The sequence below is a fragment of the Microbispora bryophytorum genome, from assembly GCF_043197435.1.
Classification (GTDB): Bacteria; Actinomycetota; Actinomycetes; order Streptosporangiales; family Streptosporangiaceae; genus Microbispora; species Microbispora bryophytorum.
The window spans coordinates 33,220-58,500 of the sequence record NZ_JBICTF010000014.1; the positions used below are offsets into that span (position 1 = coordinate 33,220).

The 25,281-nt window shown below is 71.2% G+C and carries 21 protein-coding genes; 10 read left to right on the forward strand and 11 right to left on the reverse strand.

Annotated elements, in window-relative coordinates; genetic code table 11:
• Positions 1 to 14: 14 nt before the first annotated feature.
• The 6 genes from ACGFIB_RS34100 to ACGFIB_RS34125 are packed head-to-tail and all read right to left on the reverse strand — an operon-like array spanning position 15 to position 4,893.
• The gene (locus tag ACGFIB_RS34100; protein WP_393377411.1) at positions 15 to 761 is read right to left on the reverse strand and encodes a copper homeostasis protein CutC; all 747 of its coding nucleotides are present in this window, start codon (positions 759 to 761) and stop codon (positions 15 to 17) included.
• A 25-nt stretch (positions 762 to 786) separates the two neighbouring features.
• The gene (locus ACGFIB_RS34105) at positions 787 to 1,737 is read right to left on the reverse strand and encodes an asparaginase (RefSeq protein WP_357266365.1); all 951 of its coding nucleotides are present in this window, start codon (positions 1,735 to 1,737) and stop codon (positions 787 to 789) included.
• On the reverse strand, positions 1,724 to 2,572 hold the full coding sequence (locus ACGFIB_RS34110) for an amino acid ABC transporter permease (RefSeq protein WP_393377413.1): 849 nt from the start codon (positions 2,570 to 2,572) through the stop codon (positions 1,724 to 1,726). Before ACGFIB_RS34110 ends, ACGFIB_RS34105 begins: the two co-directional genes overlap by 14 nt.
• Positions 2,569 to 3,213 carry an amino acid ABC transporter permease gene (locus ACGFIB_RS34115; protein ID WP_191055117.1) on the reverse strand — a complete coding sequence of 215 codons (645 nt, stop codon included), beginning with the start codon at positions 3,211 to 3,213 and terminating at the stop codon, positions 2,569 to 2,571. The genes ACGFIB_RS34110 and ACGFIB_RS34115 overlap by 4 nt, the downstream gene beginning before the upstream one ends.
• A complete protein-coding gene (locus tag ACGFIB_RS34120) occupies positions 3,213 to 4,142 on the reverse strand; it encodes a glutamate ABC transporter substrate-binding protein (RefSeq protein ID WP_142575908.1) in 930 nt (309 codons plus the stop codon). The genes ACGFIB_RS34115 and ACGFIB_RS34120 overlap by 1 nt, the downstream gene beginning before the upstream one ends.
• 22 nt (positions 4,143 to 4,164) lie before the next feature.
• Positions 4,165 to 4,893 carry an amino acid ABC transporter ATP-binding protein gene (locus ACGFIB_RS34125; protein ID WP_142575906.1) on the reverse strand — a complete coding sequence of 243 codons (729 nt, stop codon included), beginning with the start codon at positions 4,891 to 4,893 and terminating at the stop codon, positions 4,165 to 4,167.
• Positions 4,894 to 4,997: 104 nt separating this feature from the next.
• On the opposite strand from ACGFIB_RS34125, the gene ACGFIB_RS34130 reads away from it, so the two are divergent.
• From ACGFIB_RS34130 to ACGFIB_RS34140, 3 genes are all read left to right on the forward strand, one after another.
• Positions 4,998 to 6,140, forward strand: coding sequence for an ROK family protein (locus tag ACGFIB_RS34130; RefSeq protein WP_357266358.1), 1,143 nt, complete (start codon positions 4,998 to 5,000; stop codon positions 6,138 to 6,140).
• A gap of 27 nt (positions 6,141 to 6,167) precedes the next feature.
• Positions 6,168 to 6,842 (forward strand): HAD hydrolase-like protein, encoded by a 675-nt coding sequence (locus tag ACGFIB_RS34135; RefSeq protein ID WP_393377417.1) that lies wholly within the window; start codon positions 6,168 to 6,170, stop codon positions 6,840 to 6,842.
• 222 nt (positions 6,843 to 7,064) lie between these two features.
• Entirely contained in the window at positions 7,065 to 8,666 is a 1,602-nt protein-coding gene (locus ACGFIB_RS34140; RefSeq protein WP_393377419.1) for a WD40 repeat domain-containing protein, read from the forward strand.
• Between the two features lie 52 nt (positions 8,667 to 8,718).
• On the opposite strand, the gene ACGFIB_RS34145 is transcribed toward ACGFIB_RS34140, so the two are convergent.
• The 3 genes from ACGFIB_RS34145 to ACGFIB_RS34155 all read right to left on the reverse strand — a co-directional run bounded on the left by ACGFIB_RS34145 (position 8,719) and on the right by ACGFIB_RS34155 (position 12,960).
• Positions 8,719 to 10,449, reverse strand: a complete 1,731-nt coding sequence (locus tag ACGFIB_RS34145; protein ID WP_393377422.1) for a glycerol-3-phosphate dehydrogenase/oxidase — start codon at positions 10,447 to 10,449, stop codon at positions 8,719 to 8,721.
• Positions 10,450 to 10,539: 90 nt separating this feature from the next.
• Positions 10,540 to 12,057, reverse strand: a complete 1,518-nt coding sequence (gene glpK, locus ACGFIB_RS34150; RefSeq protein ID WP_142575898.1) for a glycerol kinase GlpK — start codon at positions 12,055 to 12,057, stop codon at positions 10,540 to 10,542.
• 69 nt (positions 12,058 to 12,126) lie between these two features.
• The gene (locus ACGFIB_RS34155; protein WP_357170504.1) at positions 12,127 to 12,960 is read right to left on the reverse strand and encodes an MIP/aquaporin family protein; all 834 of its coding nucleotides are present in this window, start codon (positions 12,958 to 12,960) and stop codon (positions 12,127 to 12,129) included.
• Positions 12,961 to 13,246: 286 nt separating this feature from the next.
• Between ACGFIB_RS34155 and ACGFIB_RS34160 the strand changes: the two genes are divergently transcribed.
• The 4 genes from ACGFIB_RS34160 to ACGFIB_RS34175 all read left to right on the forward strand — a co-directional run bounded on the left by ACGFIB_RS34160 (position 13,247) and on the right by ACGFIB_RS34175 (position 18,906).
• Positions 13,247 to 14,026, forward strand: a complete 780-nt coding sequence (locus ACGFIB_RS34160) for an IclR family transcriptional regulator (protein WP_142575894.1) — start codon at positions 13,247 to 13,249, stop codon at positions 14,024 to 14,026.
• Between the two features lie 46 nt (positions 14,027 to 14,072).
• Complete coding sequence (gene glpK / locus ACGFIB_RS34165; protein ID WP_393377424.1) at positions 14,073 to 15,596, forward strand: glycerol kinase GlpK; 1,524 nt, start codon at positions 14,073 to 14,075, stop codon at positions 15,594 to 15,596.
• Positions 15,597 to 15,689: 93 nt separating this feature from the next.
• Positions 15,690 to 16,406: a TetR/AcrR family transcriptional regulator gene (locus ACGFIB_RS34170; RefSeq protein ID WP_393377426.1), complete on the forward strand. Its 717-nt coding sequence runs from the start codon at positions 15,690 to 15,692 to the stop codon at positions 16,404 to 16,406.
• Position 16,407: 1 nt separating this feature from the next.
• Positions 16,408 to 18,906: a PEP/pyruvate-binding domain-containing protein gene (locus tag ACGFIB_RS34175; protein WP_393377429.1), complete on the forward strand. Its 2,499-nt coding sequence runs from the start codon at positions 16,408 to 16,410 to the stop codon at positions 18,904 to 18,906.
• A 154-nt stretch (positions 18,907 to 19,060) separates the two neighbouring features.
• Here the strand turns inward: ACGFIB_RS34175 and ACGFIB_RS34180 are convergent, their stop codons facing one another.
• A complete protein-coding gene (locus ACGFIB_RS34180) occupies positions 19,061 to 19,261 on the reverse strand; it encodes a hypothetical protein (protein ID WP_393377432.1) in 201 nt (66 codons plus the stop codon).
• Positions 19,262 to 19,443: 182 nt separating this feature from the next.
• Between ACGFIB_RS34180 and ACGFIB_RS34185 the strand changes: the two genes are divergently transcribed.
• On the forward strand, positions 19,444 to 20,142 hold the full coding sequence (locus tag ACGFIB_RS34185; protein WP_393377435.1) for a methyltransferase domain-containing protein: 699 nt from the start codon (positions 19,444 to 19,446) through the stop codon (positions 20,140 to 20,142).
• A gap of 95 nt (positions 20,143 to 20,237) precedes the next feature.
• Positions 20,238 to 21,491: a PP2C family protein-serine/threonine phosphatase gene (locus ACGFIB_RS34190; RefSeq protein WP_393377437.1), complete on the forward strand. Its 1,254-nt coding sequence runs from the start codon at positions 20,238 to 20,240 to the stop codon at positions 21,489 to 21,491.
• A 64-nt stretch (positions 21,492 to 21,555) separates the two neighbouring features.
• Here the strand turns inward: ACGFIB_RS34190 and ACGFIB_RS34195 are convergent, their stop codons facing one another.
• Entirely contained in the window at positions 21,556 to 22,944 is a 1,389-nt protein-coding gene (locus ACGFIB_RS34195; protein WP_393377439.1) for an extracellular catalytic domain type 1 short-chain-length polyhydroxyalkanoate depolymerase, read from the reverse strand.
• A 689-nt stretch (positions 22,945 to 23,633) separates the two neighbouring features.
• On the opposite strand from ACGFIB_RS34195, the gene ACGFIB_RS34200 reads away from it, so the two are divergent.
• Positions 23,634 to 25,058 (forward strand): endo-1,4-beta-xylanase, encoded by a 1,425-nt coding sequence (locus ACGFIB_RS34200; protein WP_393377442.1) that lies wholly within the window; start codon positions 23,634 to 23,636, stop codon positions 25,056 to 25,058.
• Positions 25,059 to 25,281: the final 223 nt, after the last annotated feature.

Genomic DNA, 25,281 nt, shown 5'->3' on the forward strand with positions numbered 1-25,281 from the left:
CGTCGCGGATGGCCTCATGCCCGGGTGGCGGCGATCACCTCGGTCACCAGGGCGGGCGAGGTGACCCGGCGGACGTACTCGGGCTGACGCAGCTCGCCGCCCATGAAGGGGTACGGGTTGCGGTGGACGGCCGGGCTGGGCTCGTCCACCAGGGCGGCGAAGTGGATCTCCCCAGCCCCGGTCGCCTCGACCACCCGGCCAACGTTGCGCGGCGTGATGCCACCCCCGGGCATGACGACCAGCCGGTCGCTGGCCCGCCGCACCAGTTCGGCGATCAGCGGCGCGCCCTCCAGGGCCGAGCTGTCCTGGCCGGAGGTGAGCACCCGGTCGATTCCCAGACCGGCCAGCGTCTCCAGCGCGGCGAACGGGTCGGCCGTCATGTCGAAGGCCCGGTGGAAGGTGACCGAGAGCCCGCCGGCCGCGTCGATCAGCCGCCTGGCCACCTCGGTGTCCACCTCCCCGTCCGGGGTGAGCACGCCGATCACGACGCCCTGCGCCCCGGCGTCGCGTACGGCCGCCACGTCGCGGACCATGGCCGCGACCTCGTGCTCGTCGTAGACGAAGTCGCCGCCGCGCGGCCGGATGATCACGTGGACCCGGATCGACGACACCGCGTCCAGCGTGGCCTCGACCGTGCCCAGGGTGGGCGTCAGACCGCCCTCGAACAGCGCGGCGCACAGCTCGACGCGGTGCGCGCCCGCCCGCTCGGCGGCCAGCGCCCCGGCCGTGCTGTCGATGCAGATCTCGTACGTCAGGCTCATGTCTCCCCTATCCGGCAACCGCCACTCAGAAAACGGCGTGGATCTCGCCGACCGGGACGCCCCCGCCCAGCACCGGGACGGTCGCGAACTCGGCCGCCGCCGAGACGTCCGCACCCGCGGCCCGCAGCGCGTCGAGCGCGATCGCGGTCGTCGCCCTAGGGCCGCCGTCGATCGCCTTGACGGCCGCCGCGTGCCCGGAGGCGAGCGCCACGACCAGCACTCCCTCGGCCCCGCCCTTCACCACGGCGCCGGGCAGCGCCCGCATCAGGCGGGTGTTCACGTGACCGGTCCCGCCGACGTACTCCGGGTGCGCCCGCATGGCGTCGGCGACCGCGCGCGGCGGTGTCCCCGGCGCGGACACGACCATGGCGCGCACGGCGCGGGCCAGGCCCGTGAGCGAGATCCCGAACAGCGGGGCGCCGCAGCCGTCGATCGCGACGTGGGCGGTCTTCTCCCCCGACAGCTCCTCCACCACCGACCTGACCCTCTCCTGCACGAAGTGGCCGGGGTCGAGGTAGGTGGCGGTGGGCGCGCCCGCGGCGACGGAGGCCGCGAGCATCGCCGCGTGCTTGCCCGAGCAGTTCATCCGCTCCCGCGACGGCCCGAGGCCCGCCTTGACCAGGGCCCTCCGGGCGGTCTCGTCCTCCGGCCAGTCGGGCGGGCAGCGCAGGTCGGCGAAGCCGAGCCCGGCCGCGCCGAGCATCTCGGCCACGAGCCGCACGTGGAAGTCCTCTCCCGTGTGGCTGCCCGCGGCGATCGCGAGCGCGGGACCCTGCAGGTGGGCCCCGGCGAGCAGGCAGGCGAGGGCCTGGAACGGCTTCGCCGACGAGCGCGGCAGCACCGGCGCGTCCACCGGGCCGCGCGCCACGGCGACCTCGCCGCCCGCCGAGAGCGCGACCGCGCTGCCGAAGTGGACGCTCTCCACGAAGCCGGACCGCACGACCTCCGCGAGCGGGGCGTATTCAGCGATTGACACGGATGATTCTCCTGCCACGGGTGATCCTTCTGCGCGCGCCGCCCCTGCCCGCCGCGGAGCGGTCGAGGGAACGGGCGAGCGCGGACAGCGACGCGTTGACCACGAGGTAGACCAGCGCGACGACGATGTAGGTCTGAATGAGCAGGCCGTTGAAGTTGGCCAGGACCTTGCCGCTGTAGAGCAGCTCGGCGTAGCTGACGACGAAGCCGAGCGAGGTGTCCTTCAGCAGGCCGACCGACTGGCTGACGATCGAGGGCAGCACCCGGCGGGCCGCCTGCGGCAGCACCACCAGCCGCATCGACTGCCCGTGGCTGAGCCCGAGGGCCAGGGCGGCCTCCCCCTGCCCCCGCTCCACGGACATGATCCCGGCCCGGAAGACCTCGGCGAACAGCGCCGCGTTGGACACGGCCAGCGGCACCACGAGCTTCCAGAACAGCGGCAGGTCCAGGCCGTACCTCGGCAGGGCGAACAGCACGAGGTAGACCAGCAGCAGCGCCGGGACCGTGCGCACGGCCTCGACGTACGCGGCGGACGGCAGGCGGACCGCGCGGCGCCGCGACACCCGTCCGAGCGCGAGGGCGATCCCGGCCGCCATCGCGAGCGCGGCGGACACGACGGCGGCCAGCGCCGTGGACCACAGCCCGCCGAGCAGGTAGCGCCACATCGGCCAGGTCGCGTACGGCTGCCAGCGCTCGGCGGCGAGCTGCCCGTTCGCGGCGAACTGGCGCACGGCCAGGGCCAGCAGAGCGAGCAGCACCAGCACACCCGCGACGGTGGCCAGGCGGATGCGGCGACGGGCGCGCGGGCCCGGCTCGTCGAACAGCAGGTTGCTCACCGCGCCACCGCCAGCCGTCGTTCGAGCCGCCCCGTCACGAACCCGGCGCCGGCGGCGATCGCCGCGTACGCCAGGCCCGCCCCCACGAAGATCGGGATGGGCTGCGCCTCCAGCAGGTTCACCCGGTTGGCGGCGGCGGTCAGCTCGACCACGCCGACGGCCGCCGCGAGCGAGGTGTTCATCGTGAGCGCGATGAAGATGTTGCCGATCGGCTGGACGACGGTCCGCAGCGCCTGGGGCAGCACGACGTGGCGCAGCGACTGGCCGAACGTCAGCCCCAGGGCGCGGGCCGCCTCGCCCTGACCGGCGGAGATCGCGTTGACGCCCGAGCGGAGGGCCTCGGCGATGTAGGCGCCCTCGTACAACGCGATCACCACGATGGCCGTGGTGGTCAGGCCGGCCTTGAGCCCGATCTCGGGCAGGCCGAAGACCGCGAGCACGAGCAGCACGAGCAGCGGGAGGTTCTGCAGGGTCTCGACGTAGACGGTCGCGACCCTGCGCAGGACCGGGACCGGCCCGACCCGCATCGCCACGATCACGAGCCCCACGACCGCGGCGCCGGCGAACGACGTCACGGTCATCTGGAGGGTCACGACCAGCCCCTGCCAGAACTCGGGCAGGTGATCAAACAGCGCCGACATCAGGAACCCGGCACCGACCCGATCTCGGGCGGCGTGGGGGCTTCGCCCTGCACGACCGTGCCGAGGGAGTTCTTCCAGACGTCCTGCCAGACGCCGTTCGCCTGGATCTTCTTCAGCCAGTCGTTGACGAACGACTTGAACTGGTCGTCGCCGTGCCTGAGGCCGATGCCGTACGGGTCCTGGGTGAACGGCTTGGCCACGACCTGCAGCTCGGGGTCCTTCTTGGCGTCGGCGACCAGCAGCGTCTCGTCCTGCACGTAGGCGACGCCGCGGTCCTGCTTGAGCGCCTGGACGCACTCGGGGTCGCCGCCGAAGGTGACGATCTTCGCCTGCGGCGCGAGCTTCTTGATCTCGGGAATGGCGGGGGTGTTGGCCCCGGCGATGACGGTCTTGCCGTTGAGGTCCTGCGGCGAGGAGATCCCCGTTGTGCCCTTCTTGACGGCGATGGACAGGCCCGAGGAGTAGTACGGCCCGGCGAAGGCGACCTGCTCGGCCCGCTCGGGGGTGATCGTGTAGGTCTGGAAGACCACGTCGACGGTGCCGTTGCTCAGCAGCGCCTCGCGGGTCTCGGACGCCGCGTTGACGATCTTGACCTTCGGCTGCCCGATGATGTACTTGGCCAGCGCCTTGCCGAGGTCGGCGTCGAAGCCCTCCACCTCACCGGTGGCGGGGTTCTGCTGGGACAGCAGCGGCGCGTCGAGCGAGCCGCCGACGATCAGCTCGCCGCGCTGCTTGATCTTCTCCATCGTCGAGCCGGGCAGGATGTCCGCGGCGGCGGCCACCGGGGCCTTGGCGAGCACGCCACCGCCGCCGCCCTCGCTCGCGCCCCCGCCCGGCACGGCCGAGCCGGCCGAGTCCGTCCCGGCACAGGCCGTCAGGCCGGCCATCGCCACCGCGGCGACAGCGGCCACCCGCTTAACGGACACCATCGGGGTCCACCATCCTTTGCGATCAGTGCGTGAGTACCTTGGCCAGGAAGTCCCTGGCCCGATCGGTCCGGGGGGAGTCGAAGAAGGCGTTCGGCTCCCCCGTCTCGACGATCCGGCCGCCGTCCATGAACACCACGCGGTCGGCCGCGCGGCGTGCGAACCCCATCTCGTGGGTGACGACGACCATGGTCATGCCGTCGGCGGCCAGGCCCGTCATCACGTCGAGGACCTCGCCGACCATCTCCGGGTCGAGCGCCGAGGTGGGCTCGTCGAAGAGCATGGCCTTGGGCCGCATGGCGAGCGCGCGGGCGATGGCGGCGCGCTGCTGCTGGCCGCCCGACAGCCGTGCGGGCTGCTTGCCGGCCTGCTCGGCGATGCCGACCCGGGCCAGCAGCTCGTGGGCGGTCCGCCCGGCCTCGGCCCGGCTCACGCCGCGCACCTTCATCGGCGCGAGCATCACGTTCTCCAGCACGGTCTTGTGCTGGAAGAGGTTGAAGCTCTGGAAGACCATCCCCACGTCGGCCCGCAGCCGGGCCAGCTCGCGGCCCTCCGCGGGCACGGGCACCCCGTCGACGAGGATCTCGCCCGAGTCGGCCGCCTCCAGCCGGTTGAGGCACCGGCACAGCGTCGACTTGCCGGACCCGGAGGGCCCGATCACCACCACGACCTCGCCGCGTGCCACGTCGAGGTCGACATCGTGCAGCACGTGGTGCTCACCGAACCACTTGTTGAGGCCTCGTACCCGAATCATCGCCATCTTCCTTCGAAATCGAAGATACGGCGGACCGTAATGGATGATTCTGGTCGAAGTCAACGCGTTGGCGGACAAAGTCAAGCCGTGGTATTCCTTCCTCCATGCCAGGCAAAGAGAGGTTGCCGGTGCGGGGGGCGCAGGGCGACCTCCTGCGCCTCGTCGCCGCCGGCCACGCCGAGTCGCGGGCGGAACTCGCCCGCCTGTCCGGCCTGGCGGCCTCCAGCGTCTCGCTGCGCGTCGAAGAACTGATCGGCAGCGGACTGCTGGTGGAGGAGGGCGCGGGCACCTCCCGCGGCGGGCGGCGACCCCGCCGGCTGCGGCTCAGCCCCAGCGCGGGACTGCTCGCGGTCGCCGATCTGGGCGCCCACCACGCGCGCCTCGGCCTCCTCGACCTCAGCGGCACCCCGCTGGTGGTCGAGGAGCGCCCCTGCGAGATCGCGGACGGCCCCGAGGCGACCATCGACGGGATGGCCGCCGCGTTCGAGGACCTGCTGTCCACGCACGGCCCGCCCGGGGTCCCGCTGCGCGGGGTCGGCACGGGCATCCCCGGTCCTGTGGACCCGGCGACCGGCCGGGTCGTGGCGCCCTCGCGCATGCCGGGCTGGAACAACTTCCCCGTCGCGGAGCGCCTCGGCGCGCACTTCGACCTGCCGGTGCTGGTGGAGAACGACGCCAACCTCATGGCGGCCGGGGAGGCCAGGTCGTGGCCCAAGTGCGAGACGCTGATGGTGCTCAAGGCCGGCAGCGGCATCGGCTGCGGCGTGATGGTGAACGGCGCGCTCCACCGGGGGCGGGGCGCGGCCGGCGACATCAGCCACGTGCGGGTCAGGAGCGACTCGTCGGTCACCTGCTCCTGCGGGCACGACGACTGCCTGGAGGCCTACGCCAGCGGCGCGGCCCTGATGAGCGTGCTCAACGAGCAGGGCATCCCGGTGCGGCGGCCGGCCGACGTCGTCGCGCTGGTCGAGGACGGGGTGCCCGAGGCCACCGCCCTGGTCCGCAACGCCGGCCGGCTCATCGGCGAGGTGCTGACCGTGCTGGTGAACTTCATCAATCCCGACGCGATCGTGGTCGGGGGCAGCCTGTCGCCGGCCGAGCCGCTGATCGCGTCGATCCGCGCGGCGGTGTACGAGCGGTGCCTGCCGCTGGCCACCCGCGACCTGGAGATCTCCACCTCCCGGTCGGGACCCGACGCCGCCCTGCTCGGCGCCGGTTCCCTGCTGCTCGACGCCGTGCTCGCCTGAACACCGACCCTGAACGGACAGCCGTACGTGACCCGATACTGCCTCTTCGACCTCGACGGCACGCTGACCGACCCCGAGACCGGCATCGTCGCCTCGCTGCGGCACGCCCTGTCCGCGGTCGGGATTGCGGAGGTGGAGGCCGAGCGACTCCGCGCCATGATCGGCCCTCCCCTTCCGGAGGGATTCCTCCTGCTCGGCGTGCCGCCAGAGCGTGTCGACGAGGCGATCCACGCGTACCGCGAGCGCTACACCGACGGGATGTTCGAGAACGAGGTCATCGAGGGGATCCCCGCCGTACTGGAGGCGCTCATCGCCGACGGCTGGACCCTGGCGGTGGCGACCTCGAAACCGGCCGTCTACGCGGAGAAGATCCTGGTGCACTTCGGGCTCGACGGCTTCTTCGCCTACGTGGCCGGGGCGACGCTCGACGGGTCACGACGGCACAAGGCGGACGTCGTCCGGCACGCGCTCGACACCCTCGGCGCTCCGCCCGAGGCGACCGTCATGATCGGCGACCGCAGGGAGGACGTCGCCGGCGCGGCCGCCTGCGGTGTGCGGACCATCGCCGTGACGTGGGGGTTCGGCGAGGCGGCCGACTTCGCCGATCCCGGCCTCATCGCCGTGGTGAACACGCCCGAACGCCTTCTCGATGTGCTCTCCCAAACGGCCATCCCTGAAATGGATACGCCCGGCGGGTCGTAACGCACGAATACGCCAGCGTACGAGGCGAAATCGCCTTGACGTGATCGGGATGGACATGGCTAGATCACTGTCGTGATTATCACATTCCCTCGGAAACGTCCCAGTCGTTCCAGCACATCGGAATCAGGAATTCCCGGGCGCTCGTCGCCCCGCGAAGAGAGCGGCGGATTCCATAAGTCGTCAATCACCCGGCTGCTGGCCTGCCTCGCAACCACTTTGGCGGTGACAGCCGGCCTTTTTGTCGTGCACGCACCGGCCGCCTCGGCCGCCGACATCACGACCGACCTGGGCATCACGAGCGGCGGTGACGTGGTCGCGGGCGGAGGAAAGGCCTTCATCGCCGGGGGCGACCGAATTCTTGTCGTCAACGCCAACGGCACGTTCAACACCGCTGTCGACGGCCTGTCCGCGCGGAGCCTTGCCATCACGCCGGACGGCACACGGCTGTATGCGGCACTACGCGATCCGAACGAGGTCATGGAGCTCGACACCACCACTCTCGACACCACCCGGGAGATCAGCCTGGCCGAATACCCATGCCCGACGAACTTGGCGCTGTCGGGCAGATGGCTCTGGGTGGGATACGGGTGCGACCAATGGGATGGCGGTGTCGTCGGCATCGACATGGCGTCCGGACACCGATCACGGCTGATCCGGGTGGCATCGACCTATGCCAGCCCCAAGGTCGCCGCCGCCGGAAACACTCTGGTGGTCGGCGATGCGCTCTCCCCGGCCACCCTGAGCGTGTACGACGTGAACGCGTTCCATACCACCCTGCGCGGCATCATCGACGGCCACGACTACCACGCGGGCTTCCTGGGAGACCTCGCCATCACACCGGACGGTTCGACCATCATCGCGGCATTCCTCAATTCGGCCGAATACTTGGCCTGGGACACGACCAGCCTGCAAGAGGTCCACGCCTACGGCCCGGATCCGTCCTCCGGCTACTACGCGCCGGTCGTCGCGGTCAGCCCGGACGGAACTCACGTCGCGGGCGGGCGCGGGACCAAGTCAGGTCTGGTCGTGACCTTGTACGACAGCGCGACGACGACCCCGGTCTACACCGGCACGCTCAGGGACCATGGCGCTTTTATGGACCTGCAGAGTCTCACGTTCTCGGGTAACGACCTCTTCGCCATATGGAAGGACCTGGCTACCCACCATCTGCACCTGTGGCGGCTGGAAACCGGCGCGCTCCCGGAATCCACGCTGACCCTGACGGCTCCGTCCACCGGGACCGGGGCCGACGTCCTCACCCTGACCGGCCGGCTCACGCTGCCCGACGGCTCGGCTCCGGGTGAGCAGCCACTTTCGGTGACCCGCTACGTGAACGACAGCGCCAAACTCACCTTCGGAGCGACGACGGCGGAGGACGGCACGTTCACCTTCAAGGACCAACCGAGAAGCGCGGGGGTGATCAGATATGACGTGATCTGGAACGGGAGTCCGACCGTGCACTGGAGCGCCGCCTCGGCCACCGTCACCTTGGTCAAGGCAGTGTCGTCGATCACCCTGTCCGGACCGGAGACTGGCATTCTCGGCACACAACTCACGTTCAGCGGTGTGCTTTCCATGGGCGGTCAACCCGTGCGTTCCTCCACCCCGTTGAGGATCCTGCGCGAGGTCACCAACAGCAATGGCACCGTGGTCACCGCGCTGCCGCCCGTGTCCTCCATCACCCCGGACGGACGATTCCGCTTCAGGGATACACCCGCCGAGGCGGGCGAGTACTCGTATCGCGTTGAGTTCGACGGCGACCGGGCGGGCCTGCCGACGACGGCCACCCTCGATGTGACGGTCGAAGAAGCGCCCCAGGAATGACCGGCACGGCGGCCTCGGCCGGTCGAAGACAGGCCGAGGCCGCCGCGCACCGTCAGGCCACCTGGCCGGCCGGGGCGGCCGCGGCGAGGCGTACGGCGTTGGCCGCGGTGTCGTCGATCTCACGCTGCGCCGCGAGGTCGGCCTCCACGCCGGACCGGTAGGCGTCGATCTCCGCGCGCACCCGGTCGTCGTCCCAGCCGAGGGCGGGCGCGATCAGCGCGGCGACCACGGGGGCCGCCGCGAGCCCGTGGTCCCGTTCCTCGATGAAGACCCGGGTGCGCCGGACCAGCACGTCCTCCAGGTGCAGCGCCCCCTCGTGGGTGACCGCGTACACGGCCTCGGCCTTGAGATAGCCCTCCGCGCCGGGGATCGGGTCGCCCAGCCCGGGGTCGGCCTCGACGAGCGCGAGCACCTCCTCGACGCAGGAGCCGTACCGGCCGAGCAGGTGCTCGACCCGCGCGACGGGCAGCCCCGCGCGCCCGGCCAGGCGGCGCCTGTTGTTGCGCAGCGCCTCGAACCCGGCGGCCCCGAGGACCGGGACGCGGTCGGTGACCGACGCGGGCACCTTCTGGCCGAGGCCGGCCACCGCGACGTCGACCGCATCCTTGGCCATCACGCGATAGGTGGTGTATTTGCCGCCCGCGACGATGACCAGGCCGGGCTCGGGCCGGATGACCGCGTGCTCCCTGGACAGCTTGACGGTCTGCGACCGCGATGCCGACCCGGCCAGCAGCGGGCGCAGGCCCGCGTAGACGCCCTCGATGTCGTCGTGGGTGAGCGGCGTCCGCAGCACGGCGTTGACGTGCTCCAGGATGTAGTCGATGTCGGCCCGGGTGGGCGCCGGCTCGACCTTGTCCAGGTCCCAGGGGGTGTCGGTGGTGCCGACGATCCAGTGCGGACCCCAGGGGATGACGAACAGCACGCTCTTCTCGGTACGCAGGATCAGCCCGGTGTCGAGGCGGATCTTCTCCCTGGGCACGACGAGGTGCACGCCCTTGGAGGCCTGGACGGTCACCGACCCCCGCGTGCCCGGCGACGCCCCCGCGAGCCGCTGGATCTCGTCGGTCCACACACCGGTGGCGTTGATCACCTGACGGGCCCTCACCCGCAGCTCGGCGCCGCTTTCCAGGTCGCGCACCAGCGCGCCGACGACCCGGCCCCCTCCGTCCGAGAGCGTGTCGCGCAGGAACCCGGTGACCTTCGCGCGGGTGGTGACGCACGCGCCGTACTGCATGGCCGTACGGGCCACCGTCATCGTGAAGCGGGCGTCGTCGACCTGGGCGTCGTAGTACTGGATCGCCCCGACGAGCGCGTCGCTGCGCAGGCCGGGAGCCTCGCGCAGGGCCCGGCTGTGGCTGAGCTGGCGGTGCCGCGGCAGCACGCGGGCGCCGCCGAGCGTGTCGTAGAGCAGCACGCCCGCGCCGACGTAGCCGCGCTCCCACACGCGGTGACGCAGCGGCAGCAGGAAGGGCACCGGACGCACCAGGTGCGGGGCCAGCCGGGTCACCAGCAGGCCCCGTTCCCTGAGCGCCTCCCGCACCAGCCGGAAGTCGAGCTGCTCCAGGTAGCGCAGCCCGCCGTGGATCAGCTTGCTCGACCGGCTCGAAGTGCCGGCCGCGAGGTCACGGGCCTCCACCAGCGCGACGGACAGACCGCGCGAGACCGCGTCGAGCGCGACCCCGGCGCCGACCACCCCGCCGCCGACGACGAGGACGTCGAACTCGTCCTCGGCCAGCCTCCGCAGCGCCGCCTCCCGAGCGCGGGGACCCATGGGTACAGACATATCGGTGTTGACTCCCTCGTTCTTGTCAGCCGGCCCTCGTTCTGCCAGGCGGCCCTCGTTCTGCCAGGCGGCCCTGTTCTGTGGGCCGGCTCAGTCGACGTCGACCCAGTCGAGCGTCCGCTGGACGGCCTTGCGCCATCCGGCGTAGCCGCGCTCGCGCTGCTCGTCGCTCCAGGTGGGCTCCCAGCGGCGGTCCTCGTGCCAGTTCCGCTTCAGGTCGTCGGTGGACTTCCAGAAGCCGACGGCCAGACCGGCGGCGTACGCGGCCCCGAGCGCGGTGGTCTCGGCCACCACCGGACGCGACACCGGGACGCCGAGGATGTCGGCCTGCATCTGCATGCACAGCTCGTTGGCCGTCACACCGCCGTCCACCCGCAGCACGTCGAGGACGACGCCGGAGTCCTGCTCCATCGCGCCGACCACGTCCTTGGTCTGGTAGCAGATCGACTCGAGCGTGGCGCGGGCCAGGTGGGCGTTGGTGTTGTAGCGGGACAGCCCGACGATGGCGCCCCGGGCGTCGGACCGCCAGTAGGGCGCGAACAGGCCGGAGAACGCGGGCACGAAGTAGACGCCGCCATTGTCCTCGACCTGCCGGGCGAGCGCCTCGCTCTGCGACGCCCCCGAGATGATCCCGAGCTGGTCGCGCAGCCACTGCACGGCCGAGCCGGTGACCGCGATCGACCCCTCCAGCGCGTACACGGGCTTGGCCGAGCCGAACTGGTAGCAGACCGTGGTGAGCAGGCCGTTCCGGGAGCGCACGAGCTCGGTGCCGGTGTTGAGCAGCAGGAAGTTTCCGGTGCCGTAGGTGTTCTTGGCCGTGCCGGGCTCGAAGCAGACCTGGCCGACGGTCGCGGCCTGCTGGTCGCCGAGGTCGCCCGCGAGGGGGACCTCCCCGCCGAGCGGGCCGCCGGCGCGGGTCACGCCGTACAGGTCGGGGTTGGAGGAGGGCCGGATCTCCGGGAGCATCTGGCGCGGGACGCCGAAGAACGACAGCAGCTCGTCGTCCCAGTCGAGCGTCTCCAGGTTCATCAGCATCGTGCGGCTGGCGTTGGTGGGGTCGGTGACGTGGACGCCGCCGTCGACGCCGCCCGTCAGGTTCCACAGCAGCCAGGTGTCGGTATTGCCGAAGATCGCGTCGCCGCGCTCGGCGGCCTCGCGGACGCCGGGGACGTTCTCCAGAATCCACTGGATCTTGCCGCCGGAGAAGTAGGTGGCGGGCGGCAGTCCGGCCTTGCGCCGGATCACCTCACCCTTGCCCTCCCGCTCCAGCGCCGAGGCGATGCGGTCGGTGCGGGTGTCCTGCCAGACGATGGCGTTGTAGTACGGGCGGCCGGTGCGCCGGTCCCAGACGACGGCGGTCTCGCGCTGGTTGGTGATGCCGAGCGCCGCGAGGTCGGAGGCATGCAGGCCCGCGGTCCGCATCGCGGTCTCGACGACCGCCCGGGTGCGCTCCCAGATCTCGGTCGGGTTGTGCTCGACCCAGCCCGCCTGCGGCAGGATCTGCTGGTGTTCCAGCTGGTGGCGGGCGACCTCGTTGCCCCCGTGATCGAAGATCATGAATCGGGTGCTGGTCGTCCCCTGGTCGACCGCGCCGACGTAGTCTGCCATTCTCGTTGCGCCTCTCGTCTCGCGTGGGCTCGGGTGAGCTGGGAACTCGGTGAGCGGGGACTCGGGTGACTAGCCGGCCCGCGTGGCGGGTTGCGGCGTGCGGGCGGGCTCGGCCGCGTCCGTACGCGGCAGGAAGCGGGCGACCAGGAGCTGGTACAGCCCGGCGCCGATGACGCCGCCGGCCAGCGGGCCGATGATCGGCACCCAGAAGTAGAGCCCACCGTACTGGTCGCGGAACGCCGAGCCGTACCCCGTGAAGAACGAGGCGAGGCGCGGACCGAAGTCGCGGGCGGGGTTGATGGCGTAGCCGGCGTCGGTCCCCCACGCCATGCCGATCGCGACCACCAGCAGGCCGATGATGACCGGCGCGAGGTTGGCGAGCGGCGCCGAGTTGCGCTCGTCGGAGATCGCGAAGATCAGGAACAGCAGGATCGCCGTGCCGATGATCTGGTCGCGCAGCGCTCCCCACTGGGTGACCGGCAGCGTGCCGTTGCCGGGGAGGGTGGAGAAGACCCCCTGCGTCTTGATCGTGTGCCCGGGGTCCGCCTTGGCCAGGACCTCGGCGTAGTTCCAGCGGACGAGCAGCGCCGCCACGAAGGCGCCCGCGGTCTGCGCCAGCGCGTACGGCAGGACCTTCCGCCAGGAGAAGCCCTTGAAGACGGCGAGGGCGACCGTGACCGCCGGGTTGAGGTGGGCGCCGCTGACGCGGGCGGCCGTGTAGACGCCGAGGGTCACCCCCAGGCCCCACGCCCACGCGATGCTGTCGTGGTCCCCGATGCCGCCGGCCGAGACCTGGGCCACGACGCCGACGCCGATCAGGATGAGGATCGCCGTGCCCGCGAACTCGGCCGCGAGCTCACCGAACGGAGTGGGTGGCCGCCGGTCGCTTCGCCCTTCCGCCATGTCTCCTCCTTGACCACGCCCGTCGCGTCCCCCGAGGTGCTCGCTGTGAGCACCGCCGGTTGTCCGGACGTTAAACGTCGCCCAAGAGAGCGTCAACGAATGATCGTCGGCATTGTCGAACGCTGGTCCCCTTGTGTGCCTCGCACTCCATCCCGGGCATGCCGCAAGCTGACATATTTCACGCACACCCCTCCGTAGGCAAAAGATCTTCCAGAAGTACGCCACAGCGGGTTCGGTCAGGTGTCGGCATTGTCGTACGCCTTCCGACATGGCTAGGATCCGGTGCGTGCCGGGTCCGATCCAGTCCATCGAGCGCGCCGCCGCGATCCTGCGGCTGCTCGCCCAGGGATCGGGGCGGCTCGGCCTCACCGAGATCGCGAACTCCCTGGGACTGGCCCGCGGCACGGCACACGGCATCCTGCGCACCCTCCAGCTCGTCGGCTTCGTCGAGCAGGACGAGGCGACCGGCAAGTACCAGCTCGGCGCGGCGCTGCTGCACCTGGGCACCAGCTACCTCGACGTGAACGAGCTCCGCTCGCGGGCGATCAACTGGGCCGACGCCCTGGCCGCGCGCAGCGGCGAGGCGGTGCGGATCGGCACCCACCTCCAGGGCAGGGTCCTGGTCGTCCACCATGTCTTCCGGCCCGACGACAGCCTGCAGACCCTCGACGTCGGCATGCTCCTGCCCCTGCACGCCACGGCGATCGGCAAGGTGCTGCTCGCCTTCGACGCCAACGCGGCCGCCGCACTGCACGACGCCGTACGGGACGGAGAGCTGGAGCAGTTCACCCGCCGCACCGCGCGCACGCAGCGGGAGATGTCGCGCATGCTCGCGACCGTGCGCGAGCACGGCTGGGCGTCGGACGCCGACGAGGCCGGCATGGGCGAGGCGGGGGTGGCCGCCCCCATCAGGGGGTACGGGGGACTCGTGGTGGGCGCGATGGGCGTCTCCGGCGCCACCGAGCGGATCTGTGACTCCGGCGGGCGTCCCCGGCCAGAACTGGTGGGCTACGTGCGCGACGCGGCGCGGGCCGTCTCCCGCGACCTCGGCGCCTCCCGCTGGTGACCCTCCCCACCCCCACACCGCATTCGCCGCCCGAAGGTAGACCGCCGTGACCCAGCGCTACGTGATGTCCATCGACCAAGGCACCACCTCGACCCGGTGCATCCTGTTCGACCAGCGCGGCCGGCTGGTCTCGGTGACGCAGCGGGAGCACAAGCAGCACTTCCCGCGTCCCGGATGGGTGGAGCACGACGCCGTCGAGATCTTGCGCAACCTGGAGCGGATCGGCCCGCAGGCGCTCGCCCAGGCGGGCATCGGGCCCGGCGAGGTCGCCGCCGTCGGCATCGCCAACCAGCGGGAGACGACGGTGCTGTGGGACCGGCGCACGGGCGTCCCGGTCACCCCCGCCGTCGTCTGGCAGGACACCCGGACCGGCACCCTGGTCGACGAGCTGTCCCGCCACCCCGACGCGCACGTGGTGCGTGAGCGCTGCGGCCTCCCTCTGGCCACCTACTTCTCCGCCCCCACCGTCCGCTGGCTGCTGGACGACACCGACGGGCTGCGCGAGCGCGCCGAGCGCGGCGAGGTCCTGTTCGGCACGATGGAGAGCTGGCTCATCTGGAACCTCACCGGCGGCCCGGACGGCGGCGTTCACGTCACCGACGTGACCAACGCCAGCCGAACCTTGCTGATGAACCTGCGCGACCTCGACTGGGACCCGGTCCTGCTCGGCTTCTTCGGCATCCCCCGCGCGATGCTGCCGGAGATCCGCCCGTCCAGCGAGACGTACGGCGTGGCCCGGCGGGTGCTGCCCGGCGTGCGGATCTCCGCGGCGCTCGGCGACCAGCAGGCCGCGCTGTTCGGGCAGACCTGCTTCCACCGCGGCGAGGCCAAGTGCACCTACGGCACGGGCGCCTTCCTGCTGCTCAACACCGGCACCGAGCCGGTCGCCTCCACCCACGGCCTGCTCACCACGGTCGGCTACCAGATCGGCGACCAGCCCGCGGTGTACGCCCTGGAGGGCTCCATCGCGATCACCGGCGCGCTCGTGCAGTGGTTCAGGGACGGGCTCGGGATCATCGGCACCGCACCGGAGATCGAGACCCTCGCACGCACGGTCGACGACAACGGCGGCTGCTACATCGTCCCGGCGTTCTCCGGGCTGTTCGCGCCCCACTGGCGCAGCGAGGCCCGCGGTGTCATCGTCGGGCTCACCTCGTACATCACGAAGGGCCACCTCGCCCGCGCGGTGCTGGAGGCCACGGGCTGGCAGACCCGCGAGGTGGTCGACGCCATGAACGCCGACGCGGGCATCGCCCTTACCACTCTCAAGGTCGACGGCGGCATGACGTCCGACAACCTGCTCATGCAGTTCATCGCCGACGTGCTGGACGTGCCGGTGGTCCGGCCCATGGTCGCGGAGACCGTCTCCCTCGGCGCGGCGTATGCCGCCGGGCTCGCCGTCGGCTACTGGCCCGACCTGGAGGGCCTGCGGCGCAACTGGCACCGCGCCGCGCAGTGGACGCCGGCGATGGACCCGAAGCGGCGCGCGGACGAGTACGACAACTGGCGGCGGGCGGTCGAGCGCTCCTTCGACTGGATCAAACCCACCGCGGGCCGGGCCGGCCCCTGAGAGCGGCCGGTCGGCCCGATCGGACTCGCGGCACTCTTGCACCCAATTAATTGACCATATAGCGTCATCTAGTCAATCAATGAGGATGGGCGGATGACCAAAGTAGGACGGCCCCCGCAGGATCCGGCGCGCCAGGTGGAGCGGGCGAACCGCATCCTCGACGCCGCCGCGGAGCTGATCGGCCGGTGGGGCTACGACAAGACGACGATCGACGACGTCGCCAAGCAGGCCGGTGTCGCCAAGGGCACCATCTACCTGCACTGGAGAACGCGCGACGCGCTCTTCGCCGCGTTACTGCGCCGGGAGCGGGTGCGGATGCTCGAGGAGGTGCGGCGGAGCGGTCCCGCCACCCCGCGTGAACTGTTCGCCGGGATCGCCGCGGGCTTGCTGCGCCGGCCGTTGCTCAAGGCGGCGCTCGTCGGCGACTCGGAGGTGCTCGGCAAGCTCGTCCGGCAGAGGCGGCACGGCCCCGGCGCGGTGAACCCGGGCGAGGCGTTGGACGCCTACTACGCCGCGCTGATACAGGTGGGCGCGGCCAGGGACCTGTCGGGCGACCACGTCCTGGTGATCGGCTCGATCATTTACGGGTTCCTCACCGTGCCGGGGATGCTCCCCGGCGGGCCTCCCCCGGAGGAGCGACTCGCCCCGCTGCTCGCCGACATGGTCGAGCGCGCCATCGGCACCGGACGGGCGCTGCCGGATGACGCCGTAGAGGCTGTGGAACGGGCCACCCTCGACTATCTCGACTCGATGACTTACGTCGCCCGGCGCAAGCTGGCGGACTCCCTGAGCTCTCCGAGGAGCGTGTGACATGAAGGTCGTCATCCCCCTGGACGACACCGGCGCCGACCTCGCCACCGTGGGCGGGAAGGGCGCCTCGCTGGCCACCCTCGCACGGGCAGGGCTGCCCGTCCCCGGCGGCTTCCACATCACCACCGAGGCCTACCGGGCCTTCGTAGCGGACTTCCGCGAGGAGACGCTGGCCGCCGCCGCGGCGGGCGACGCCGAGCGGATCGCCGCCCTGTTCGCCGGGCGCGAGCTTCCCGAGCCGATCGCCGCGGAGATCCGCGCCGCTCATGCGGCACTGGGCGACGACGTCCCGGTGGCCGTGCGCTCGTCCGCCACCGCTGAGGACCTTCCCGGCATGTCGTTCGCCGGGCAGCAGGACTCCTTCCTCAACGTCAGAGCCGATGAGCTGCTCGACGCGGTCAAGCGCTGCTGGGCCTCCCTCTGGAACTCCCGCGCCATCGCCTACCGGGAGCAGAACGGCGTGCCACACGACGACGTCGCCCTGGCGGTCGTGGTGCAGGAGCTCGTGGACGCCGACGCGGCGGGCGTCATGTTCACCGCCGACCCCGTCACCGGCGCGCACGACAGGACCGTGATCAATGCGTCGTGGGGCCTGGGCGAGGCCGTGGTCGGCGGCCATGTCATCCCCGACACGGTCGTCGTCTCCGGCGCCGCGGTCGTCGAGGAGCGGACCGGCGACAAGACCGTCATGACCGTCCGCGCCCCCGGCGGCACCCGCGAGGAGCCGGTCCCCGAGGACATGCGCCGGGCTCCCGTCCTGTCCGGGGCGCAGGCCCTGGCGCTGGCCGAGCTGGGAGCGCGCGTCCAGGCCCTGTACGGCACGCCGATGGACGTGGAATGGACCATGCGCGCGGGCACGTTCGCCCTCGTCCAGGCCCGCCCGATCACCGCTTCCGGGTCACGGGTGGAGGAGTGGAACGACAGCCTCAAGCGCGACTACCTGTGGACGTCCGGCAACCTCGGGGAGGCCATCCCCGACGTCATGACGCCCATCACCTGGTCGTTCGTCCGTCTGTTCATCAACGAGGCCATGTCGGCCTCCGCGCTGCCCGGCTTCGACCTGGTCGGCAACATCGGCGGCCGTTTCTACATGAACCTGAGCATCGCGGTCTCCGTCGCCCGGGCGTTGGGCATGGGGAGCAGGCTCGGTGCGATCGAGCAGGTCTTCGGCAAGCTGCCGCCGGGCCTGGACGTGCCGCCGCTCGAGATGTCCCGGTGGCAGATCATCACAACGGTGGTGCCCTTGGCCGTACGCCGCCGGCGCAGGGTCAGGGCGAGCCTCGGAGGCATGCGGGCCTTCCTGTCCACCTCCCTGGAGCGATGCGAGGAACTGCGCGCCGCGATCCGGTCCACCTCGTCGGCGCCGGAACTGGCCGGCCTGTGGTCGCGGGCCGTCGAGCCGCATTTCCGCACGGCCTGCCGCATGCTGGAGGCCGCGGGCCGGCAGGACGGCGGCACGCTCGTCCTCACCCGCGGCAGCCTGCGCAAGCTGGTGGGCGAGACCGACGCAGACGCCATCCTTACGGGCGCGGGCGGCGAGGGCGAGCTGGCCAGCCTCGGCCTGATCACGGGGCTGGGCCGGCTGGCCTCCGGCGAGATCACCAGGGAGACCTTCACCAGGCTCTACGGCCACCGCGGCCCGCACGAGTTCGAGGTGTCCGTCCCGCGCCCCGGGGAGGACCCCGCCTGGATCGACGCTCAGCTCGCGGGGCTGCGGGACACACGGGCCGACGCGGACGTCCTGCTGGCCCGGCAGCGCGAGGCCAGGGAGGAGGCGTGGGCGCGGTTCGCCCGGCGCCACCCCCGCCGCGAGGCCGGGATGCGGGCCAGGGTCGCGCGCTGGGCCGGGGTGGTGCGCGACCGCGAGGCCACCCGGTCGGAGGTCATCCGCGCGTTCTGGGTGCTGCGGGACTTCGTTCTGCGGGCCGGCGAGCTGACGGGCCACGGAGACGACCTGTTCCACCTCTACCTCGACGAGCTACTCGCCCTGCTCCGCGGCGACGCCACGCCGCTGGAACGGGTGCCCGTGCGGCGGGCGACATACGAGATGTACGCTGCGCTCCCGCCGTACCCGACGCTCATCGTGGGCCGGTTCGACCCCGTTCGCTGGGCGGCCGACCCCGGCAGGCGCGCCGACGTCCACGACGCCCGCGGCGCGGTCCCCCCGGCCGTGGACACCGTGACCGGCTTCCCCGGCGCGCCCGGCGTGGTCGAGGGAGTCGCCAGGGTGATCGCCCGGCCCGAGGACGGGGAACGGCTCCAGCCCGGCGAGATCCTGGTCACCACTCTCACCAACGTGGGCTGGACGCCGCTGTTCCCGCGCGCGGCGGCGGTGGTCACCGACGTAGGGGCGCCGCTGTCGCACGCCTCCATCGTGGCCCGCGAGCTGGGCATTCCCGCCGTCGTGGGCACCGGCAACGCCACCACGCGGGTCCGCGACGGCGACAGGATCAGAGTGGACGGCGCACGCGGCACGGTGGAGCTGGTCGGCCACCCGTGAACGCGCGGCCAACCGGCCGTACGCGTTCTCGGGATGGCATGTGCTCCCCGCAGCCGGTCTCACCTGCGGAGGGTTCGCACACCTGATCCTGAGGGCGAGCCCTGCCGCCGAGTCGGCCGAGACCGCCCTCCCACCCGCGCGGAGCCGGGACGGCTCAGGAGGTCGGGCCGATGTCGGGCTCGGGCTCGGGCATCGCCGACTCCTCCCCGGTCGCGGGCGGCGTCTCGGCGGCCGGCGTCTCGATGTCGGACACATCGCCGATCATCGTCTCCAGGCCCTCGTCGTCCGGTTCCGGTGTCAGCGGCTCGGGCGAGGCGCCCCTCGCGTCCCGCGCTCCGGATCTGTCCGCAACCACGTCCGCGTCTCCTCCCACATGTCCTCGCCGCTGTCCGCCGGTCCCCCCGGCCCGCGGATCACCCATGACCGCTCACCTGCCCCCGTCGTACGGCCTTCATTCATCCTCGCAAAGGCCTCTCATGCGTACGCCCGGGCCTCCCGGGGGTAGACGACAGGTGATCGGAGCGAGGAGTGGACGGCATGGACATGCGTCGGCGTGACCTGGTCGACCGGGACCTCGACGAGGCGGCGGCCGACCTCCTGGCGCACGATTCCCGGCTGCGCGGCCTGGACGTGCGGGTCCGTTTCGACGGCGGGGTGGCCCACGTCGAGGGCGACGTGCCGGCCGCCGCCGACCTCGCCGTGCTGCGCGAGCGTCTCGGCCACCTGGCCGGGGTGCTGGCGGTGTGGGACCGGGTGCGGGTGGCCGGTGCCCCGCCCCGGGTCGTCGATCTCGGCTGCGGCGGCACCAAGCAGCACCCCGCCAACATCGGCGTCGACCTGCGCCCCGGCCCGGTGATCGACGTGCTGGCCGACCTGGCCCACGGGGTGCCGCTGGCGGACGCGTCGGTGGACCAGATCTTCGTGGTGCACGTGCTGGAGCACCTGGCCGACTACCTGCCCCTGCTGCGCGAATGCCACCGCCTGCTGCGGCCGGGCGGCGTGCTGCACGTCCTCGCGCCCTGGTGGCGGCACGTCAACGCGGTGGCCGACCCCACGCACGTCCGGCTGATCGACGTGCAGACGTTCAAGCACCTGTGCCGGCCCGACGACGCGGGCCGGTGCTGGTATCCGCTGCTGGTCACGCGCGACGAGTCCACGGTTTTCGCGGACCTGGTTCCGGCCGTGGACGGCCAGGAGCCCGCCTGCGAGCGGCGGCTGGCCCGGTTCTTCGACTGAACGTGCCGCCGGGTCGCCCGTTACTGCGGTAATTCGTTTCTCAAAATGTCATGGCATCGCGGCTCGCACCACGGGTAGGGGCCCATCGTGGGTAGGTGGTCAAGGACCACGGGGGTGGGCAGATGGAGCAGGGCATCCCCTCTTCTCACGGGCTGTCGCGCGCGTTGACGGGCATGCTGGAGGGCAGCCATCTGGTCGCGTTCGAGGACATCCCGTCGCTGATCGACCGCCACGGACGCGAGGCGGGGTTCAAGGGGATCGGTGTCTACCTGGCCGACCTTCAGCAGAGCGTGTTGCGCCGGCTGTGCGGCCACGGCGAAGCGGACGCCCAGCCGGAGGAGCTGAAGATCGACACCACGCTCGCCGGGCGCGCCTTCCAGGAGGTCCGCATGCTGCGGAACGGGCCGGAGGGCGGCGGTCCGCGCCAGTGGTGGGTTCCCCTGCTGGACGGCACCGAGCGCCTCGGCGTGCTCCACATGACCCCCGAGTCGGAGGGCGACGACGTCGAGGAGCGCATGCGGCACATCGCGTCCCTGCTCGCGCTGGTCGTCGTCAGCAAGCGCTCCTTCAGCGACTGCCACGCACGCCTCGTCCGGAGCCGCCCGATGAACGTGGCGGCCGAGATGCAGTGGAACCTGATGCCGCCGATGACCTTCGCCACCCCCTCGGTGACGATCGGCGCGGTGCTTGAGCCGGCGTACGAGATCGGCGGCGACGCGTTCGACTACTCCACCTCCGGCGAGCAGGTGCACGTGGCGATCTTCGACGCGATGGGGCACGACGTGTCGGCCGGACTGACCGCGAACCTCGCGGTGGCCGCCTGCCGCAACCAGTGGCGGCAGGGTGCGAGCCTGGTGCGCAACAGCGAGGCGATCGAGCGGGTGCTGATCGACGAGTTCGGCCGGGGCGACCGCTTCGTCACGGCGATCATCGGCGACCTCGACCTCGGCACCGGTCTGTTCACCTGGGTCAACCGCGGCCACCACGCGCCGGTGCTGATCCGCCGGGGCCGCTGGATCTCCACCCTGCAATGCCCGCCCGCCCACCCGATGGGACTCGACCTCGGCCTGCCCGTCCTGCTCTGCCGGGAGCAACTGGAGCCCGGCGACCGGCTCCTGCTCTACACCGACGGCATCACCGAGATGCGCAGCCCCGACAGCGGCGAGTTCGGGCTGGGCCGGTTCGTCGAGTTCATGATCCGGCAGAACGCCGCCGGCCTGCCGGTGCCCGAGACGCTGCGCCGCCTGATCCGGACCGTGATGGAACATCACGACAGCCGGCTGCACGACGACGCCACCGTGCTGCTCGTCGAGTGGCACGGCACGGCCCACGAGCAGCTCAGCCCCTGAGCCCTCGGCGGGTCGAGACCTCCGGCGCGGCGGGGTGGCCGCACCGGAGGTGTGTCGAGTGGGGCTATCGGGCCCAGGTCCACTTCTGGTTGGTGCCGCCGTGGCAGGAGTACAGCTGGATCTTGGTGCCGTTGCTGTTGGCGGCGCCGACGGCGTCGAGGCACAACCCGGACTGGACGCCCTGGATGGAGCCGTCCGAGTTCACCCGCCACTTCTGGTTGTCGCCGCCCCAGCAGGAGTAGATCTGCACCTTGGCGCCGGTGCCGGTGCCGGCCGCGTCGAGGCACTTGTTGCCGTACACCCGGATCTCACCGGCGGAGGTGGAGGCCCAGGTCTGGTTGGTCTGGCCGTTGCAGTCCCAGATCTGCACCTGCGTGCCGTCCGCGGTGCTCGCGCTGGGCACGTCCAGGCAGCGGCCCGAGGCCACCCCCTTGATCGCCCCGCTACCGCCGCCGGAGGTCGGGGTCACCGACGGACTGGGCGATGCGGGCGCCGACGGGCTGGGTGAGGGGGATGGGGTTGTGGTGCCGTCGAGGCCGAGGAAGGAGATGGCGTAGGCGAGTTGGCCGTTCATCGGCAGTTGGTGGCCGACGCCGGAGATGCTGATGCCTTCGACGGTGGCCTGGGTGGAGGTGTTGCCGTAGCGGGTGCGGGTCCATGACGACTGTGGGTGGTCGGTGAAGGCGGGGGTCTGGCTCAGGCCGTTGAGGTTGGTCCACTGCTTGATCTCCTCGCCGTAGTTGGGGTAGGCGAGGGTGGTGTCGGTGGTGCCGTGCCACAGTTGGATGCGGGGGTAGCGGCCGGTGTAGCCGGAGTACATGGCCCGGGCCTGGTCGCCCCACTGCTGGGCGGTTTTGATGAGTTGTCCGCCGGAGCACTGGCTGTTCCACAGTGAGCCGTTGGTGGTGGCGAAGCAGCCGGCGGGTACGCCGGAGAAGGCCGAGGCGGCGGAGAACACGTCGGGGTACTCGGCGGCCAGGACGTTGGTCATCATCGCGCCGGAGGAGAAGCCGCTGACCACGATGCGGGAGGGGTCGACGTTGTAGCGCTGGCGGGTGTAGGAGACCATCGCCATGATGCCGGTGGAGTCGCTGCCGCCGTCGCGCCGTAGTGCGGCCGGGGTGGACACGTCGAAGCATTTCTCGCTGCGGGTGGCTTCGGGGACGACGATGATGTAGCCGTATCGGTCGGCGGCGGTGACGTAGTCGTGGCCGTTGCCGTTGAAGATCGCGCCGGCTGATCCGCCGCAGTAGTGGACCAGGACCAGCAGTGCCGGGCGTGCCGCGACTCTGTCGGGCACGTAGAGGTACATGTTGAGGTTCGTCGGGTTGTTGCCGAAACCGGTCACCCGGGTCAGCGATGCCGCCGCCGCGGGCCGGACCCCGAGAAACATGCCCGCCACCACCAGAGGCAGGGCAACGGCCGCCAGTATGGCGGTGAGCCTTCGTTTCACGCCATGTCCTTCCGTTGTGAGATGACGCGGATGCCGCACGTGTTCGGCCTCTCTCCGAGGCGGCACCGATATGTGAGCGTTACCATCAACGGCCGAGGCTCAGGTGTCGCGATGCGGTTCCCATGGGAGGGCCCCGTCAGGCGGCGAGGCCGGAGTCCACAGCACTCGACAGCGGCCTTGTTAGCGTTAACATCCACTAGATGAGTCGACTGCTCCTCTCCCCGGGGGGATCGGCCGGTGGTGGTGCGCGGAGCAAATACGAAGCGGGGAGGTGCCGTCAAGAGGGCGGCGCACCTCGTTCCACGCCACGGTGTGCGGCGGACGTCACTCAGCAGGAGATATCGGCACCCACCCGACCGCGATCGAGCCCGGTATGGCACTGAAACTTTCATCGGCAACCCCGCCCGCATGCCAAGGTGACCGCCCTGTTTTCGGAGGCAGGAGCGCTCATCGGAGCGCCTGTCGGGCCTGTCCGGCAACCAAGGTCACCGAAAGTTTCAAAGGAGTCTTGACACATTTCGGCGAGATTTCCAGACTGAGTCCCCGAGGCGGTCTCCCCTGTCAGGTCGGTGGTGAAGGGGCAGGGGGGCGCCGTCCGCGGCTCCCTCGTGGTGTGCGTCCCCGCAACGGGACGCGGTATCGCTCCCGCGGATGTCCGCTTTCCGTGATTCAGTTGTGGAGGCTCAGGCATGGATACAAACGCCACCCCGTCAGATCGGCTCCGGCGCCCGCGCCGCGGCCGGGTGCTGCTCGCCGGCGCGCTCGGTGTTCTCAGCGCGGTCACCGCCGTGGCGGTGTCGGTTCCCGCCGACGCGGCGGCGAGCACTCTGGGCGCCGCGGCGGCGCAGAGCGGCCGGTATTTCGGTACGGCGATCAGCTCGAGCAGGCTGGGTGACTCGAACTACACGACGATCGCGAATCGTGAGTTCAACATGGTCACGGCCGAGAACGAGATGAAGATCGACGCGACTGAGCCGAACCAGGGGCAGTTCAACTTCAACAACGCCGACCGGATCTACAATTGGGCGGTGCAGAACGGCAAGCAGGTGCGTGGGCACACGCTGGCCTGGCACTCCCAGCAGCCGGGCTGGATGCAGTCCCTCAGCGGCAGCGCGCTGCGCCAGGCGATGATCAACCACATCAACGGCGTCATGGCTCACTACAAGGGCAAGATCCCCTACTGGGACGTGGTCAACGAGGCCTTCGACGACGGCAACGGCGGGCGGCGCGACTCCAACCTGCAGCGGACCGGCAACGACTGGATCGAGGTCGCCTTCCGCACCGCGCGGGCCGCCGACCCGGCCGCCAAGCTCTGCTACAACGACTACAACATCGACAACTGGACCTGGGCCAAGACCCAGGGCGTCTACAACATGGTCAAGGACTTCAAGTCCCGCGGCGTGCCGATCGACTGCGTCGGCCTGCAGGGCCACTTCAACAGCGGCAGCGCCTACAACAGCAACTACCGCACCACGCTGCAGAGCTTCGCCGCGCTGGGCGTCGACGTGGCGATCACCGAGCTGGACGTCGAGGGCGCCTCGTCCACCACCTACGCCAACATCGTCAACGACTGCCTCGCGGTCGCCCGCTGCGTCGGCATCACCGTGTGGGGCGTGCGCGACAGCGACTCCTGGCGCTCCAGCCAGACCCCGCTGCTGTTCGACGGCAACGGCAACAAGAAGGCCGCCTACACCTCGGTCCTCAACGCCCTCAACAACGCGGCTCCCAACACCTCACCCAGCCCCACTCCCCCGGTCAGCCCCAGCCCCAGCCCCAGCCCGACCCCGCCGGTCAGCCCGTCGCCCGGCACCTCACCCCAGCCGGGTGGATGCAGCGCGACCATGCGTACGGTGAACTCCTGGCCCGGCGGCTTCCAGTCCGAGGTCACGGTCACCGCCGGCAGCTCGGCGGTCAACGGCTGGACCCTGAACTGGACCTGGTCCGGCGGGCAGACCTTCAGCAGCGTGTGGAACGGCACGCAGAGCGTGTCCGGCTCCTCCGTGACGGTCCGCAACGCTCCCTACAACGGCTCCATCGCGGCCGGCTCGTCCACCACCGTCGGCTTCACCGCCAACGGCAGCGCGGCCACTCCGTCCGTCACCTGCAGCAGCTGATCCCTGGCACCTGACCTCTGACGAAACCGGATCCGGTTCGGACGAATGTCCGGCCGGATCCGGTTTCGCGTTGTCAGACGTCCATATTCGGGGGCGGAGGAGCGGATCCCGGCGGCGGGACGACGGCCGCGCCGGACGGGACCGCGCGCAGGCCGTAAGCCACCTGGTGAGACAGGGTGGGATCACAGGTGAGCCGGAGGCGGATTCTCAGGGATTTCCCCGG

Excerpts from the sequence above, each read along its gene's own strand:
- ACGFIB_RS34100 (WP_393377411.1), bottom strand. The coding sequence starts at position 761 with ATGAGCCTGACGTACGAGATCTGCATCGACAGCACGGCCGGGGCGCTG.
- ACGFIB_RS34115 (WP_191055117.1), bottom strand. The coding sequence starts at position 3,213 with ATGTCGGCGCTGTTTGATCACCTGCCCGAGTTCTGGCAGGGGCTGGTC.
- ACGFIB_RS34120 (WP_142575908.1), bottom strand. The coding sequence starts at position 4,142 with ATGGTGTCCGTTAAGCGGGTGGCCGCTGTCGCCGCGGTGGCGATGGCC.
- ACGFIB_RS34125 (WP_142575906.1), bottom strand. The coding sequence starts at position 4,893 with ATGATTCGGGTACGAGGCCTCAACAAGTGGTTCGGTGAGCACCACGTG.
- ACGFIB_RS34130 (WP_357266358.1), top strand. The coding sequence starts at position 4,998 with ATGCCAGGCAAAGAGAGGTTGCCGGTGCGGGGGGCGCAGGGCGACCTC.
- ACGFIB_RS34145 (WP_393377422.1), bottom strand. The coding sequence starts at position 10,449 with ATGTCTGTACCCATGGGTCCCCGCGCTCGGGAGGCGGCGCTGCGGAGG.
- glpK (WP_142575898.1), bottom strand. The coding sequence starts at position 12,057 with ATGGCAGACTACGTCGGCGCGGTCGACCAGGGGACGACCAGCACCCGA.
- ACGFIB_RS34155 (WP_357170504.1), bottom strand. The coding sequence starts at position 12,960 with ATGGCGGAAGGGCGAAGCGACCGGCGGCCACCCACTCCGTTCGGTGAG.
- ACGFIB_RS34170 (WP_393377426.1), top strand. The coding sequence starts at position 15,690 with ATGACCAAAGTAGGACGGCCCCCGCAGGATCCGGCGCGCCAGGTGGAG.
- ACGFIB_RS34175 (WP_393377429.1), top strand. The coding sequence starts at position 16,408 with ATGAAGGTCGTCATCCCCCTGGACGACACCGGCGCCGACCTCGCCACC.
- ACGFIB_RS34185 (WP_393377435.1), top strand. The coding sequence starts at position 19,444 with ATGGACATGCGTCGGCGTGACCTGGTCGACCGGGACCTCGACGAGGCG.
- ACGFIB_RS34200 (WP_393377442.1), top strand. The coding sequence starts at position 23,634 with ATGGATACAAACGCCACCCCGTCAGATCGGCTCCGGCGCCCGCGCCGC.